Origin of the sequence: Cellulomonas sp. IC4_254 (genome assembly GCF_011603975.1) — a bacterium.
Lineage (GTDB): Bacteria > Actinomycetota > Actinomycetes > Actinomycetales > Cellulomonadaceae > Cellulomonas.
Genome location: NZ_JAANNB010000089.1, coordinates 1 through 14,540, shown reverse-complemented (window position 1 = coordinate 14,540; position 14,540 = coordinate 1). Strand labels below are relative to the sequence as shown.

Annotated in this window: 13 protein-coding genes; 7 read left to right on the top strand and 6 right to left on the bottom strand. The window is 75.8% G+C overall.

The annotated features are described in order from the left end of the window. Positions 1-29: 29 nt before the first annotated feature. Together G6556_RS10445 and G6556_RS10440 are read right to left on the bottom strand one after the other, a co-directional pair. Positions 30-806, bottom strand: coding sequence for a matrixin family metalloprotease (locus G6556_RS10445; RefSeq protein ID WP_166941044.1), 777 nt, complete (start codon positions 804-806; stop codon positions 30-32). A gap of 194 nt (positions 807-1,000) precedes the next feature. Beyond that, on the bottom strand, positions 1,001-2,392 hold the full coding sequence (locus G6556_RS10440) for an NYN domain-containing protein (RefSeq protein WP_166941042.1): 1,392 nt from the start codon (positions 2,390-2,392) through the stop codon (positions 1,001-1,003). Between the two features lie 80 nt (positions 2,393-2,472). On the opposite strand from G6556_RS10440, the gene G6556_RS20215 reads away from it, so the two are divergent. Then, positions 2,473-4,026 carry a PucR family transcriptional regulator ligand-binding domain-containing protein gene (locus G6556_RS20215; RefSeq protein WP_166941040.1) on the top strand — a complete coding sequence of 518 codons (1,554 nt, stop codon included), beginning with the start codon at positions 2,473-2,475 and terminating at the stop codon, positions 4,024-4,026. 15 nt (positions 4,027-4,041) lie between these two features. Here G6556_RS20215 and G6556_RS10430 read toward each other — a convergent pair whose 3' ends face one another. The 4 genes from G6556_RS10430 to add all read right to left on the bottom strand — a co-directional run bounded on the left by G6556_RS10430 (position 4,042) and on the right by add (position 7,819). Continuing rightward, complete coding sequence (locus G6556_RS10430) at positions 4,042-4,602, bottom strand: hypothetical protein (protein ID WP_166941038.1); 561 nt, start codon at positions 4,600-4,602, stop codon at positions 4,042-4,044. After that, positions 4,599-6,203 (bottom strand): glycosyltransferase family 2 protein, encoded by a 1,605-nt coding sequence (locus tag G6556_RS10425; protein WP_166941036.1) that lies wholly within the window; start codon positions 6,201-6,203, stop codon positions 4,599-4,601. The genes G6556_RS10430 and G6556_RS10425 overlap by 4 nt, the downstream gene beginning before the upstream one ends. A gap of 135 nt (positions 6,204-6,338) precedes the next feature. Next, positions 6,339-6,797 carry a PPC domain-containing DNA-binding protein gene (locus G6556_RS10420; protein ID WP_166941034.1) on the bottom strand — a complete coding sequence of 153 codons (459 nt, stop codon included), beginning with the start codon at positions 6,795-6,797 and terminating at the stop codon, positions 6,339-6,341. Between the two features lie 2 nt (positions 6,798-6,799). Further along, positions 6,800-7,819, bottom strand: a complete 1,020-nt coding sequence (gene add, locus G6556_RS10415; protein WP_166941032.1) for an adenosine deaminase — start codon at positions 7,817-7,819, stop codon at positions 6,800-6,802. 372 nt (positions 7,820-8,191) lie between these two features. On the opposite strand from add, the gene G6556_RS10410 reads away from it, so the two are divergent. Genes G6556_RS10410 through G6556_RS20210 form a run of 6 tightly spaced genes read left to right on the top strand, consistent with a single transcriptional unit; the run spans position 8,192 to position 14,504 of the window. After that, entirely contained in the window at positions 8,192-9,262 is a 1,071-nt protein-coding gene (locus G6556_RS10410; RefSeq protein ID WP_166941030.1) for an ABC transporter substrate-binding protein, read from the top strand. 59 nt (positions 9,263-9,321) lie between these two features. Further along, on the top strand, positions 9,322-10,098 hold the full coding sequence (locus tag G6556_RS10405) for an ABC transporter ATP-binding protein (protein ID WP_346774829.1): 777 nt from the start codon (positions 9,322-9,324) through the stop codon (positions 10,096-10,098). Continuing rightward, a complete protein-coding gene (locus G6556_RS10400) occupies positions 10,095-10,880 on the top strand; it encodes an ABC transporter permease subunit (RefSeq protein ID WP_346774828.1) in 786 nt (261 codons plus the stop codon). Before G6556_RS10405 ends, G6556_RS10400 begins: the two co-directional genes overlap by 4 nt. Further along, positions 10,877-11,668 (top strand): ABC transporter permease subunit, encoded by a 792-nt coding sequence (locus G6556_RS10395; RefSeq protein WP_166941028.1) that lies wholly within the window; start codon positions 10,877-10,879, stop codon positions 11,666-11,668. Before G6556_RS10400 ends, G6556_RS10395 begins: the two co-directional genes overlap by 4 nt. Then, positions 11,665-13,281 carry an amidohydrolase family protein gene (locus tag G6556_RS10390; protein WP_205693295.1) on the top strand — a complete coding sequence of 539 codons (1,617 nt, stop codon included), beginning with the start codon at positions 11,665-11,667 and terminating at the stop codon, positions 13,279-13,281. The genes G6556_RS10395 and G6556_RS10390 overlap by 4 nt, the downstream gene beginning before the upstream one ends. Then, positions 13,278-14,504: an alanine racemase gene (locus G6556_RS20210; RefSeq protein WP_166941026.1), complete on the top strand. Its 1,227-nt coding sequence runs from the start codon at positions 13,278-13,280 to the stop codon at positions 14,502-14,504. Before G6556_RS10390 ends, G6556_RS20210 begins: the two co-directional genes overlap by 4 nt. Positions 14,505-14,540 lie beyond the last annotated feature (36 nt).

The window sequence follows — 14,540 nt, the reverse complement described above, 5'->3', positions numbered from 1 at the left end:
CGGGCGAGGAGCGGGAGGGGCGCCCGGCGTCAGACGCCCGGGGCGCAGGCGCCCTGGCCGAGCGCCGCCAGGCCCGCCAGGTCCCCGGCGGCGAACGTCGACACCGTCGCCACGGGGTTCATCAGCTGCGTCGGGTCCTCGACGTGGTCCAGCCCCACGAGGTGCGCGAGCTCGTGCCGCAGCACGGACGGCCAGTCGGTGGTCGTGAGGCCGGGCTGCAGCAGGTCGGTGTCGAGGTAGACCACGCCGGTCACGTGGTACCGCCGGCCGCGGCTGTCGGCGACCGACTGCGGGCCGCCGACCCCGACGACGGTCCCGGCCAGCGACGGCACGGTGGCCGCGTCGGTGAACCGGACGAGCACGGGCGCCCAGCGGTCGCCGTACCGGTCGGGCAGGAACGCCGGCCGGTCGGGGTCGGCGGGCTCGACGACCAGGCCGTCGTCCACGAAGGTCAGCCCGCTGGCTGCGGCGATCTCCGCGGTCGCGGCCCGCACCTGGTCGGCGAGGTCGGCCGGCGCCCCGGTGGGGTCGACGACGACGTGGATCGGGCGGCACGGGGACCACGCGACCGGGACCGTCGCGCCGGTGCTGTCCTGCTGGGTCGCGAGGAACGCGTAGGACGTGGCGGGCGTCGCGGGGATCACGGCGGGGGCGAGCCGCCCGTCGGCCTCCTCGACGCCCGGGCGCGGGTGGTCGCGCGCCGCGGCCGGGACCAGCGCGAGCCACGGCGCGTCGACGCCCACGGCGGGCAGCCAGCGCGAGCCGTAGACCGCCGCGACCGTGAGCACCACCAGCCAGGGCAGCACGGTCGCGGCGCGCCCGCGCCGCCGCTCGGGCGGAGGGGCCGGCGACCACGCACGGGGGTCGGACGACGGGGTCCAGCCCGGCGGGGGACGGTCGCGGCGGCGGAACGGCACACCGTCTCATCGGCCGCAGGAGCGGTCGTGTTGAGCCGCACCGCCGGCCGGGGCGCAGACGACCCGCGCCCCGGCCGCGCAGGTCAGTCCTCGAGGTCGTCCAGCAGGCCGCCGCCGACCCAGTCGTCGATCGCGATCTCGTCCGCCTCGGTGAGCTCCATGCGCGCGCCGCGGCACAGCCCGACCACGTTGTCCGCCCACGCCTCGGCCACGTCGACGGCGGTGACGGTGTCGTCGAGCTCGAGCCCGACGTACAGCACCCCGGAGATCACCGTGTTGACGGTCGAGCGGCCGACCGCGGCGCCCGCCGCCTGGCAGGCGTCGCGGACCCGGCGGGCGGTGGCGGTGCGCTCGAACGGGTGCGCACGCACGTCGTCGGCCAGGGCGGTCAGCAGCACGCGGTAGTTGTCCCGGCTGAGCCCGGGGGTGTCCGTGACGGCCACGACCTGGCGCTGCAGCGCGGACGCGTCCGTGCCCGCCGGTCCCTCGGCCGCGGCGCCGGGCAGGTCGGCCTCGCCGAACCGCTTGGGGTCCCACACGTACCCGGGCGACGGCCGGGCGGACACGCCGAGCTCCGGCACGGCCTCGCCCAGCCACGGCAGGAAGCCGCCGGTGCCGGCCCAGCGGGTGCTGGGCAGCGTGGGGTCGGCCTTCTGCGCGGCCTGCGCCACGGCGCCGGTCGGCACCGGGCGGTCGGCGGACCGGACCCGCTGCAGCACGGCCCGGCGCGCGGCGAGCGAGCCGGCGGAGCCCGTCGCCGGGCTGGGCTCGTCGCGGCGCCCGCCGCGGGACCCGGTGCCCGAGGTCGCGGGCTCGGGCGCGACCGCGGCGGAGCCCGCCGCGGAGGTCGCCGCCGGCTCCGGCTCGGGCGCCACGGGGGACGGCTCGGCCGCGGGCGCGACGTCGGACGGCTCCGCGGCGCCCCGGCCCGCGGTCACGAGTTCCGCCAGGTCGTCGGCGGTGATCACGGTGTCCGCCACGGCCCGGTAGGCGCTGGCGGCGGGGCTGGCGGTGATGATCGTGACCCGCCGGTCGGCGGCGCGGCATCGCTGCACCAGCGGCGTGAAGTCGGCGTCGGCGGACACGATGACGAACTCGTCGTACCGGGTGTCGGCGTCGAGCGCGTCGACGGCGTCGAGCACCAGGTTGATGTCGGCGCTGCTCTTGCCCTGCTGGGTCAGCGACGGGCAGTCGACGACCTGGAAGCCGGCGCGGGTGAAGTTCGGGCGGAACCGGCTGAACACCGACGGGTTGAGGTAGCAGGCGCGCACGAGGAACCGGCGGCTGAAGTCGCCGTCGGCGTCGCTGCCGCTCTCCAGCTCCGCGAGCCAGTGCCCGGGGTCGGTGGCGAACGCCTCGGCGGCGTCCGGGTCCAGGCGGCGCAGGCCGATGTAGACGTTGTCGAAGTCCACGAACATGGCCGTGCGCAGGCGGCGCGGCGTGTCGAGGCGGCTGGGGTCGAGGGCTGACGTCACGTCGCCATCCTGCCGCGAAACCCGCCCGGCCGCGCCGCTCGTACACTGTCCCGGTGCCGAGCGGGACCAGGTGGTGAGCAGTGGACGTCCGTGACCTCATCGCCGCACCCGACCTCGGGCTGAGCGTCGTGGCGGCCGAGCCGGACGCGCTCGACCGCCCGGTGACCGCCGCGTACATCACCGACCTGCCCGACCCCTCGCGCTTCCTGTCGACCGGCGACGTGGTGCTGACCAGCGGCCTGTGGCTCGACCGGCCGGACGGCGCGGCGACGTTCCTCGGGGCGCTGGCGCAGCAGAACGTGGCGGCGCTGATCATCGGGCTCATCGAGATCGGCGTCATCCCGGACGAGGTCATCGCCGTGTGCCGCGCCCGGGGCCTCACCCTGCTGACGGTGTCGCCCGGGGTGTCGTTCCGCCGGATCGCCGACGAGATCGCGGCCCGGCAGCCGGGCTCGGCCGCGGGGCTCGCGACCCGGACGATGCGGTTCAGCCGCCGGATCGCCGACACGGTGTCCCGCGGCGGCGGGGTCGCCGAGCTGCTGGCGCAGTTCACCGCGGAGTTCGCGGTCGGGTGCTGGGTGATCGACGAGACCGGGATGCTGCTCGCCACCGCCGGCGCGGCGCCGGACCGGGCGCAGGTCGCGGAGCAGTGGAACGCCGTGATCGCCCGCGAGCACGACAAGCGGGTGATCCTGCCCGGCGAGGGCACCGAGCACGGGCCGGCGACGATCGTGCGGACCGGCGCCCGGGACCGGTCGGGGTTCTTCGGCTGCTGGGGGGACCACCGGTCGTTCTCCGACGAGGTGGCGCTCGCGCTGGACGCGGTCGTCGGCGCGCTGCGCGTGGAGATGGAGCTGGCCGCGCGCTGGCGGGAGACCCGGGACGCCCAGGTCGCGGCGCTCATCACGGCGATCCGCGACCAGGAGGCGTCCCCGGGGGCGATCTCGGCCCGGATGCGCCTGGAGGGCATGGCCCCCTCGGACGAGACGACGATCGTCGCGGCGCGGGTCGACGACCCCCGGTTCCCGCGCGCCGCCGTGCTGGAGATGCTGCAGCGCACGCTGACGGCCCGCGGGCACCGGGTCCTGGGCTGCCGCTCCGACGACCAGGCGATCCTGCTCGTCAACGGCGCGGGCGACGACGAGCGGCCGCTGGCCGACCACCTGGCCGAGGAGTACCTGCTGCTGCTCGACGGCCGGCAGCTGCGGGTCGGCATGAGCGACCCGGTCAGCGGCGTCAGCCGGCTCAACTCCGCGATCGCCACGGCCGTCGAGCGGGTGCAGAACGCGGCCGGCACCGAGCCCGTGGTGGTGTCGACGTCCCTGCACACGCAGAACCACCGCGCGCTGCTGCGGATGCTGGGGGAGAGCACCCGGTCCGGGTACGCCCGCGAGGTGCTGGCGCCGCTGCTGTCCTACGACGAGCGGCACAACGCCGACCTGGTGGGCACGCTGCGGGCGTTCCTCGACGGCGGCGGCGCGTGGCAGGAGACGGCGCGGCAGCTGCACCTGCACACGAACACGCTGCGCTACCGGATCGCCCGGATCGAGGAGCTGACGAACCGGGACATGAGCACCATGTCCGACCGGGTCGACCTGTTCCTCGCGATGACCTGCCTGGACGAGACCGGGTAGCGCGGGGCGGCGCTGCTACCCGGCCGGGGCCAGCGCCGGGGACGAGACGACGTAGACGTTGCGGCTCCAGCCCCAGTGGGCGAGCAGCGCGGAGCCGTCGAACCACGCGCGGTCGCCGTCGGCGAGGAGCACGCCCGCCGCGCCGCCCGGGACGGCGCCGCGGTCGTCGACCGAGGCCACGAGCGCGAACTTCGTGCCGTTCGAGTAGTACAGGTAGTGCTTCGCCCCGTACATCGTGCGGCAGCCGCCGCCGGTGGCCCCCGGGTCGCGCGGGACCGCCTCGATCGCGGCCTCCCGCTCGAGCTCGGCGAGGAACGCCACCTCGGCGTCGCTGTCGAACCGGCCCTCGGCGCAGGTCCCGGTGCTCACCGGGTAGCCGCCGTGCTCGTCGGCGTACCGCTCGAGCGCCCCGGCGAGCCGGTCCAGGTCCGCCACGCGCTTGGCGTCGCCGCGGGGGAGCGCGCCCGCGCCCGACACGGTCGGGAGCACGAGGCCGACCAGGGCGGCGACGAGCGCGCCGGCGAGGAGGACCACCAGCGCCGCGAACCGGACCCGGGTCGATCCGAGCCGGGTCACGGGGTCAGCCCGCCGCGTGCCGGGGCGGGGGTCGCCGCCGCGACCGGGCCGGTGCGCTGCGTCGGGATCAGCGCCGTCGCCCGCCCGGCCGCCGGGAGCACGACGGCGGGCGCCGCCGCGGGCCCGGCCGGCGTCGCCGCACGCCCGGCGCCGGCCAGCACCGCCGCCGCGACCGCCCCGGCCCGCGAGGCCGGCGCCGCCTTCGGCGTCGGCTTCCACGCGACCTCGCGGATGCCGGCGGCCCACTTGAGCACCGCCACCAGCGGGCCGGCCGTGTCGACGACCCCTGCGAACGGGGTGGCGAGCAGCACGAGCACGTGGTCGCGGGCCTTCTGCGCCCGGCTCAGCCCGGAGTGCCGGAGGTTGTAGAACAGCCCGAGCTGGTTGCTGCCCAGCCACATCAGGAGCCCGGCGCCGGTGACCACGCCGTAGACCGACAGCTCCGGCGCCGCGACGCCCAGCGCCTCGCCGGCGGCGGCCCGGGTCGCCAGGACGCCGAGCACCACGGCGTTCGAGCCCAACGCGAGCAGGGAGACGGCGAACCCGAGCGCGTAGGTGAGCACCCGCAGCCGGATGACGACGCCGATGTGCCAGCGGTCGCGCCGGGACAGCCGGGACCAGTCGGCCTGCGACCGGACGTGGGCGAGCGCCTGCAGCGAGCCGAACACCCAGCGCTCGCGCTGCTTGTAGGCGGCCTTCAGCGTGAACGGCGGCTGCTCGACCATCTCGGCGTGGTGCCAGCCGAACACGTCCGGCCCGAACCGCAGGTACGCCCCGAGGCCGAACACGAGGTCCTCGGCGATGAGCGGGGCGCCGTCCAGGGTGCCGATGTCCCAGCCGATCTCGTTCTCGAGGTCCTGCCGGATCACCAGGTTGGAGCCGTGCAGGTGCATCGGCGGCGGGCTGGTCATCACGGTGTAGCACTCGTGGCAGCCGAACGGCCGGCTGGACTCCATCGCCTTGTTCAGCAGCGTCGCCTGGTCCCAGTCGAGGCCGTAGGAGATCATCCCCTCGGAGATGCCGACGGGGTGGTCGGTGAGCCGGAGCACGAGCCGGGCGAGGTTGTCCGGGGTGAGCACGGACTCCTCGTCGAAGTGCACGACGTAGCAGTCGTCCGGGTCGGCGCGGTGCTGCTCCACCAGGTACTCCAGCGCGCGCGCCTTGAGCCGGGTGCCCTTCGGCGTCGTGTAGCCCGGCGGCAGCAGGAACGGCGTGACGGGGACGGCGGCGTCGCGGTACCGGTACGCGAGGGCGGCGACCTCGCCGGCGTCCTCGGTGACGACCTCGACCCGGACGACCCGGCGCAGCGCCGGGTACCGGTCCACGCCGGCGAGCACCTGGTCGATGCCGCGCTCGACGACGGGGAGCGCACCGCCCTTGGTCGTGATCTGGATCAGGAAGCGGTGCGTGCGCCCCGCGTCCTGCGCGCAGGCCCGCGCGACGCGCAGGTCGGTGTCGGTGACGCGCACGCGCGAGACGTGGCCGCGCGCGGTGGCGCGCACGACCGTCCACCAGAAGTACAGGTACGTGACGACCAGGAGCACCATCGCCCCGAACAGGAGCCAGCCGACGGGCGTCAGCGGCGGCAGGAGACGCGTCATGCGTCGTGGCGGGGGAGCGCGAGCGGGAGCATGGTGCCCCGTTCGGCCGCCGCGGGCGGGCCCTGAGCGGTCCCGGCCGGTGAACGCCCGCGCACGCCCGGCGCCTGGGTGCCAGCACCCCCGCCGCCGGACGCGTCAGGCGAAGTGCATCGTCGGGATGCCGTACGCGCGGGGGTCCGGCACCCGCAGCAGCGCCGGCGCGACGACCTCCTCGATCAGCACCTCGACCGTGTAGTGCGTCTCGGCGGCGAGCACGTGCCCGGCGAAGCCCGCGGCCGCCGCGTTCTTGACGCCGACGGCCAGGTGCAGGTGCGGCGTCGGGGTGCCGGCCTCGGCGTCCCACAGGATCGTGCCGCTGCCGATGCCCTCGGTGTAGGTCACGGTGACCTCGTGGGGGAGCGGCGGCTCCTGGTCGTCGACCGGCACGTCCGCGGCGATGAACCGCGCGGTGCGGAACGCGCCGGAGAACACCGGCACGAACCCCTGCCGGATGCCGTGCGCGCGGCACGCCTCGGTCAGGGAGGCCAGCACCTCGTCACCCGGCTCCAGCACGACCGCGACCCGCCGGCCGGTGGTCACCTCGGTGCTCTGCACGCTCAGACCTCCGCGGGGTCGAGGGCGAGGGCGGGCACGGCGGCGCCGACCAGCTCGGCGTGCGCGCGGATCTCCGCGAGCAGCGCGGCCTTGCCGGCGTCGGGCAGGAAGGAGGACGCCACGGCGTTGGCGGCGAGCACGCCCACCTGGTCCTCGGTGACGGTCCCGGCGGCGACCAGCGCCCGCACGTTGTCGTCCAGGTACCCGCCGAAGTACGCCGGGTCGTCCGAGTGCACGGACGCGCGCAGGCCCTCGTCGAGCATGACGGCGATCGGGTGGTCGGCCAGGTCGGGGCCGGCCGTGCGCAGCGCGAGGTTCGACAGCGGGCACACGGTCAGCGGGGTGCGGGTCGCGCGCAGGTGGGCGACGAGCTCGACGTCCTCCAGCGCGCGGTTGCCGTGGTCGATCCGCTCGGCGCCGAGGATGTCCAGGGCCTCCCACACGTAGTCCGGCCCGCCCTCCTCGCCGGCGTGCGCGACCCGGCGCAGGCCCTCGGCCGCGGCGCGCTCGAACACGTCGCGGAACAGCGCCGGCGGGAACCCGACCTCGCTGGAGTCCAGGCCGACGGCGAGCAGCAGGGAGCGGTGGGGGAGCACGGCCTCGAGCGCCGCCATCGCGGCCTCGGGGCCGAGGTGCCGCAGGAAGCAGACGATCAGCCCGCCGGACATGCCGTGCTCGGCGCGGGCGTCCGCCAGCGCGGCCGACAGCCCGAGCAGCACGTCCTCGACGGGCACGCCGCGCTCGGTGTGCGACTGCGGGTCGACGAAGATCTCCGCGTGCCGGACGCCCGCCGTGGCGGCGCGGGCCAGGTAGCGGGCGCCGAGGTCCTGGAAGTCCTGCCGGGTCCGCAGCACGTCGAGGTTCGCGTAGTAGACGTCCAGGAACTCCTGCAGGTCGCGGAACGGGGCGCCCCGCCCGGCACCCGCGGGCACGGGCAGCCCGTTGCGCGCCGCCAGCTCGTGGATGAGGTCGGCGTCCAGCGTGCCCTCGATGTGCACGTGCAGTTCAGCCGTCGGCCACACGTCCTGCTCCCGGTGATTCGTCGGTCGTCGCGGACAGGTGGTCCACGCTTGCCGGGAAGCCAACCACAGGGCCGTGGCCTGCGGCCTCGTGCGATCCACCAACGACCGCCCGGCGCTCCGGGGGGACGGGCTGGGCGATCCGCCGGGTGCGGGACGCGGCGACCCCGTCGTGTGACGCGCACGTGACGCGCTCGGTGGGTCGCACAACGGACCGCACCGCTCGGGCGGGCCGAGTTCGGAGGATCCCACATGGCGACGGCCGAGCCCGGGCCTGTCGAATGGGTGCAGCCGCCGGGTCGCCCGGCGCGACCCTCCCCCTGGCACCGCGGCCGCCCGTAGCCGCGGGCGCCGCACGACGTGATCGAGGTTGACGTGACCCGTTCCTCCACCGTGCGCCCCCGGCGCCGGATCGCCGGCCTGGCCGCCGCCGTGGCCGCCGCCGGCCTGCTGCTGTCGGCGTGCTCCTCCGACGACACCGCCGGCTCGACCGGCGACGCCTCCGGTGCGGCCGAGTCCTTCGACGCGGTGAGCGTCCAGCTCTCCTGGCTGAAGAACCAGCAGTTCGCCGGCGAGTACCTCGCGGTGGAGGACGGCCTCTACACCGACGCCGGGTTCGCGGACGTCACGCTGACCGCGGGCGGCTCCTCGGCCACCAGCGCCGAGGCGGCCGTCGCCTCCGGCCAGGCGTTCGCCGGCCTGTCCTCCCCGCTGATCACGGCGCCCGCGATCCAGAGCGGCGCCGCCCTCAAGATCGTCGGCGCGACCTACCAGCAGAACCCGTTCGCGCTGGTGTCCGCCGCCTCGGCGCCGATCGCGGGCCCCGACGACCTGGCCGGCAAGACCATCGCGGTCTCCGACTCGAACACCCTGGTGTGGAACGCGTTCCTCGCCGCGAACGACATCGACGCGGCCGAGGTCACGACGGTGCCGCTGTCCGACACCTCCATGCTCACCACCGGCCAGGTGGACGGCTTCATCGGCTACACCACGACCGGCGCCGCGGCGCTGTCCGCGGCGGGCTTCGAGGCCTCCGAGTTCCTGCTCGCCGAGAACGGCCTGCCCATGGTCGGCGAGGTGCTGGTCACCTCCCAGGAGGCCATCGACGACCGTCCCGAGGAGGTCAAGGCCTTCCTGCTCGCCACGGCCCAGGGCTGGCGCGCGGCGCTGGACGACCCGGAGCGCGCGGTCGAGCTCACCGTGAACACGTACGGCAAGGAGCAGCAGTACGACGCCGACGCGATCGCGCTGTCCTTCGACCGCCAGGCGACCCTGATCGAGTCCGACGAGACTGCGACCGCAGGCCTGCTGACCGTCAGCGAGGAGCTGCAGGAGGGCACGATCGCCTCGCTCGGCTACGCCGGCGTCGACATCACGGCCGACGAGCTGTTCGACCTCTCCCTCCTGGACGAGGTGTACGCCGAGAACCCGGACCTGCTCTCGTGACCGACCCCCAGTCCACGCCCGCCCCCGTGCTGCCGGCTCCCTCGGCCGCGGGGGCGGGCGTGCCCGCGCCCGGCATCGAGATCACCGGGCTGGGCAAGGAGTTCCGCTCCGGGCGCCGGTCCGTGACCGCGCTCGAGGACGTCACGCTGTCCACCCCGCGCGGGTCGTTCCTGTCGCTGCTCGGCCCCTCCGGGTGCGGCAAGTCGACGATCCTGCGCATCCTCGCCGGGCTCGAGACCCCGACGTCCGGCACGGTCGCGGTGAACGGCACGCCGGTGGCGCCGGGCAAGCGCGCCGACGGCATGGGCATCGCGTTCCAGGACCCGGCGCTGCTGCCGTGGCGGTCGGTGCAGAAGAACATCCGGCTGCCGCTGGAGATCCAGAAGCGCCAGGACGACGGGATCGTGGCCGAGCTCATCGAGCTCGTGGGCCTGAGCGGCTTCGAGAAGGCCCGCCCCGCGCACCTGTCCGGCGGGATGCGCCAGCGCGCGTCCATCGCCCGGGCGCTCGCGGTGCGGCCGGACTTCCTGCTGCTGGACGAGCCGTTCGGGGCCCTGGACGACATGACCCGGCAGCGGCTCAACTTCGAGCTGCAGCGGATCTGGACCGAGCGCTCCGCGACCACGCTGATGGTCACGCACGGCATCGCCGAGGCGGCCCTGCTGTCCGACTACGTCGCGGTCATGTCGGCGCGCCCGGGCCGGATCGTCGAGATCGTCGAGATCCCGTTCGAGCGCCCGCGCACGCCCGAGATGATGCGGACGCCGGAGTTCCACGAGGTGGTCGACCACCTGTCGGGCCTGCTGTTCTCCCCGGCCGGGAAGGCCGCGGAGTGAGCGTCGCCCTCGCGCGGTTCCGCGGCGCGCTGGCCCGTCCGTGGGTCGGCGGCACCGTCGGCATCGTGCTGCTGGTCGCCCTGTGGTGGGCGATGACCGCGAACCTGGAGAACAGCACCTCGTTCCCGTCCCCGGTCGACGTGGCCCGCTCCGCGGTCGCGGACGGCTGGCCGTTCTACGAGGCCAACGTCGTCCCGACGCTGACCCGCGCCGCGCAGGGCTACCTGTGGGGGAACCTCGCGGGCCTCGCGCTGGCGGCGGTCGTGCTGGTCGTGCCGCGGCTGGAGGACGTCATCACCCAGCTCGGCGTCATCTCGGCGTGCCTGCCGGTCACCGCGATCGGCCCGATCGTCATGGTCATCTTCGGCGGCCGCGCCTCGGCGATCTTCCTCGGCGCGCTGCTCGTCTTCTTCACCACGCTCGTCGGCGCCGTCCTCGGGATGCGCTCGGCGAGCCGCAGCTCGCTGGACCTCGTCGCCGCGTACGGCGGCGGCCGGTGGACGCAGATCCGCAAGGTCCAGCTCATGTCGGCGCTGCCGGCGATCGTCACCGCCCTGCAGGTGGCGGTCCCGGCAGCGCTGCTCGGCGCCGTCGTCGGGGAGTACCTCGGCGGCATCGACGCAGGGATCGGCGTGGCGCTCAACGCGGCGCAGCGCCAGATCCAGCCCGACCGCGTGTGGGCGCTGAGCATCCTGGCCGGTCTGATCGCGCTCGGCGGCTACGCGCTCGTCGGCCTGGTCGGGCGGGTCCTCACCCCCTGGGCGAAGGAGCGTCGCGGATGAGCGGCGGGACGGGGCGGTTCGTCGCCCGCCGGGTCGGCACCCTCGCGGCGGCCGTGGTCGTGGCGCTCGCGCTCTGGGTCGCGGTGCTCGAGGCGTTCGACGTCAGCGAGCTCATCGGCAAGCGGCCGTGGCAGGTGTTCGACTACCTGGTCACCGCCGACGGCGCCGCGGACCACCGCGCGACCATCGCCGCCGACCTCCTGGTCACGGTGCGGGACGCGGGCATCGGGTACGTCGTCGGCCTCGCCGCGGCGTTCGTGCTCGCCGTGGTGTTCTGCGTGTCCCCGGTGCTGGAGCGGATCGTCATGCCGACCGCGATGGTGCTGCGGTCCATCCCGCTCGTGGTGCTGACCCCGCTGATCACGCTGATCTTCGGCATCGGCCAGGCGGGGGTGACCGCGATCGTGATCCTCGTGGTGTTCCTGCCCGCGCTGGCGAACATCCTGTACGGCCTGCGCAGCGTCTCGGGCGAGCACCGGGACCTCGTGCTCGCGTACGGCGGCTCGTCGTGGACGGTGCTGCGCAAGGTGGCCCTGCCGGCGGCCGTGCCGTCGACCCTGGCGTCCGCGCGGATCGCGGTCCCGTCCGCCGTCACCGGCGCGATGATCGCCGAGTGGCTGTCGACCGGGCAGGGCCTCGGGGGCGCGATCTCCAAGGCCGCGGGCTCGTTCGGCTACGACGCCATGTGGGCCTCGGCCATCACGGTCGCCGCGGTGACCATGCTCGCGTACGCGGTGCTGAGCATCGTGGACACGCTCGTGCAGGAGCGGATCGGGCAGCTGTCGTGACCGTGACGCTCGTCGTGCGCGGCGGGACCGTCGTCGACGGCACCGGTGCGGCGCCCGTCGTCGCGGACGTGCTCGTCGCCGGCGACCGGGTCGCGGCCGTCGGCCCGGGGCTCGCCGCGACGGCGCCGGCCGGGGCGCGGGTGGTGGACGCCGCCGGGCTGGTCGTGACGCCCGGGTTCATCGACGCGCACACCCACTCCGACGTCGTGCCGTTCATGGCCGAGGCCCAGCCGTTCAAGGTGCTGCAGGGCGTGACCACCGAGGTGGTCGGCAACTGCGGCAACTCGGCCGCCCCGCTGGTGGACGAGCGCGCGGTCGAGCTGCACCGGCCCATCTCGTCGACGGTCGCGGCCGGGGTGCCGTCCTGGCCGCGCACGTTCGGCGGGTACCTGGACGCCGTCGAGGAGCACGGCCCGACCACGCACGTCGCGTCGCTGGTCGGGCACCACACCCTGCGGATCAGCGCGAACGGGATGGCCGAGGAGCTGGCACCGGGCGCGCTGGACCGGATGGTGGCGCTCGCGGACGCCGCGTTCGCGGACGGCGCGTTCGGGTTCTCCACCGGCCTGATCTACGCGCCGGGCGGGTACGCGGACACCGACGAGGTCGCGGCGCTGGCCGCCGTCGCCGCCCGCTGGGACCGGCCGTACGCCACGCACATGCGCGACGAGGGCGACGGCCTGGCGGACTCGCTGGCCGAGACGTTCGACGTCGCCCGGCGCACCGGCGTCCGGCTCCAGGTGTCCCACTGCAAGGCGGCGGGCCGCCGGAACCACGGCCGCGCCGGCGAGCTGCTCGCCGCCCTGCGGGACGCGCGCGCCGCGGGCGTCGACGTGCACGGCGACGCCTACCCGTACACGACGGGGGAGAGCTTCCTCACCGCGCTGCTGCCGGCCGAGGCCCAGGCGGGCGGGCGGCCGGAGCTGGTGCGGCGGCTGTCCGACCCGGCCGCGCGGGCCTCGCTGGCGGCCCGGGCCCTGGCCGGGGGCCCCGGTGCCGGCTCCTGGACCCAGACCACCCCCGCCGGCGTGCTGCTGAGCATGCACACCGACGCGGGCCTGCTCGGCCGGAGCGTCGCCGACGTGGCCGCCGAGCGCGGGCTCGACGTGTGGGACGCGCTGTGCGACCTGGTGCTCGCCGACCCCGGCGCGATGATGGTCTACGAGCTCATGGCCGAGGACGACGTGCGGGCGATCCTCGCCGACCCGCTCATCGCCATCGGCTCGGACAACTCCGTCCCGGTGGGCAACGCGCACCAGCGCGGCTGGGGCTGCTTCCCGACCGTGCTCGGCCGGTACGTGCGGGACCTCGGGGTCCTCGACCTCGCGGAGGCGGTCCGGAAGATGACCTCGCTCACCGCCGACGCGCTCGGCCTTCCCGACCGCGGACGCCTGGTGCCGGGCGCGATCGCCGACCTGGCCGTGCTCGACCCCGCGACGGTCGGCCACCCCGGGACGCCGCAGCGGCCGTGGGAGCGCCCGACGGGCGTCCTGTGCACCGTGCTCGCGGGCACCGTCGTCGTCGACGGCGGCGAGTTCACCGGGGTCCGTGCGGGACGCGTGCTCCGGGCGGGCCGCCCGGAGCCGGTCGGGCACCCGGGGGAGCGCGCGTGACCGGCCGGCACGCCGACGCGGCCGGGTCGGGGGCGGGGCCCGCCGCCGCCGCGGACCTCGAGCTGCCCGCGATGCTGCTGCGGGACGACGCGATCGCGCACAACGTCCGCGCGATGGCCGACTGGTGCCGCGCCGCGGGCGTCCAGCTCGCCCCGCACGCCAAGACGCACATGTCCCGGGAGCTGGTCCGCCGGCAGACCGCCGCGGGCGCCTGGGGCTTCACCGCGGCGACGCCCGCGCAGGTCCGCACCCTGGCCGGCTGGGGCGTCGGCCGGGTGCTGCACGCGAACGTGCTGGTCGACCGCGGGTCGATCGCCTGGGTCGCCGAGCACCTGCTCGCCGCCCGCTCGGCCACCGAGTACCTCTGCTACGTCGACAGCGAGGCCGGCCTCGACCTGCTGCTGACGGTGCTCGACCGGCTCCGGCCCGACCGGCCGCTGCCGCTGCTGCTGGAGCTCGGGTTCCCCGGCGGCCGCACCGGCGTGCGGGACGACGTCGCCGCGCTGGCCCTCGCCGAGCGGGTCGCGGGCGCGGACCGGGTCCGGCTCGCGGGCGTCGCGGCGTTCGAGGGCCTGATGCCGGTCGGCGACGACCCCGGTGCGCCGCCCGGGGCCGCGGACCTGCTCGCCCGGGTGCGGGCCCTCGTCACCGCCGTCACCGAGCAGGGCCTCGTCGCGGGCGTCCCCGTGGTCACCGCCGGCGGCTCGTCGTACTTCGACCTGGTGGCGCGCGAGCTCGGCCCGGCCATGTGGGACCGGCCGGTCACCACCGTCCTCCGGTCCGGCTGCTACGTCACGCACGACCACGGCGTCTACCGGCGCACCTCGCCGCTCGGGGCCGACCGCGGCACCGCGGCCCTGCGCCCCGCGTTCGAGCTGCGCGCCTCCGTGCTGTCCGCGCCCGAGGACGGGCTGCTGATCGCCGGGTTCGGCCGCCGCGAGGTGCCGACCGACGACCGGCTGCCGGTCGTGCTCGGGACGCTCCCGCCGGACGGCCCGGGCGCCGCCGGCACCGCCGACGCCCCCGACACCGCCGCGTGGCAGGTCACCGGCGTCAACGACCACCACGCCTTCCTCCGCGTCCCGCCGGGCACCTCCGTGACCCCGGGTACCGTGCTGCGGCTGGGCATCAGCCACCCGTGCGGCGCGTTCGACCGCTGGCGGCACCTCCCGCTTGTGGACGCCGCGGACCGCGTGGTCGGCGAGATCACGCCCCGCCTCTAGGGCCACCGCCCGCCCTTGCTCCCCCCCGCACCACCC

Excerpts from the sequence above, each read along its gene's own strand:
- G6556_RS10425 (WP_166941036.1), bottom strand. The coding sequence starts at position 6,203 with ATGACGCGTCTCCTGCCGCCGCTGACGCCCGTCGGCTGGCTCCTGTTC.
- G6556_RS10395 (WP_166941028.1), top strand. The coding sequence starts at position 10,877 with ATGAGCGGCGGGACGGGGCGGTTCGTCGCCCGCCGGGTCGGCACCCTC.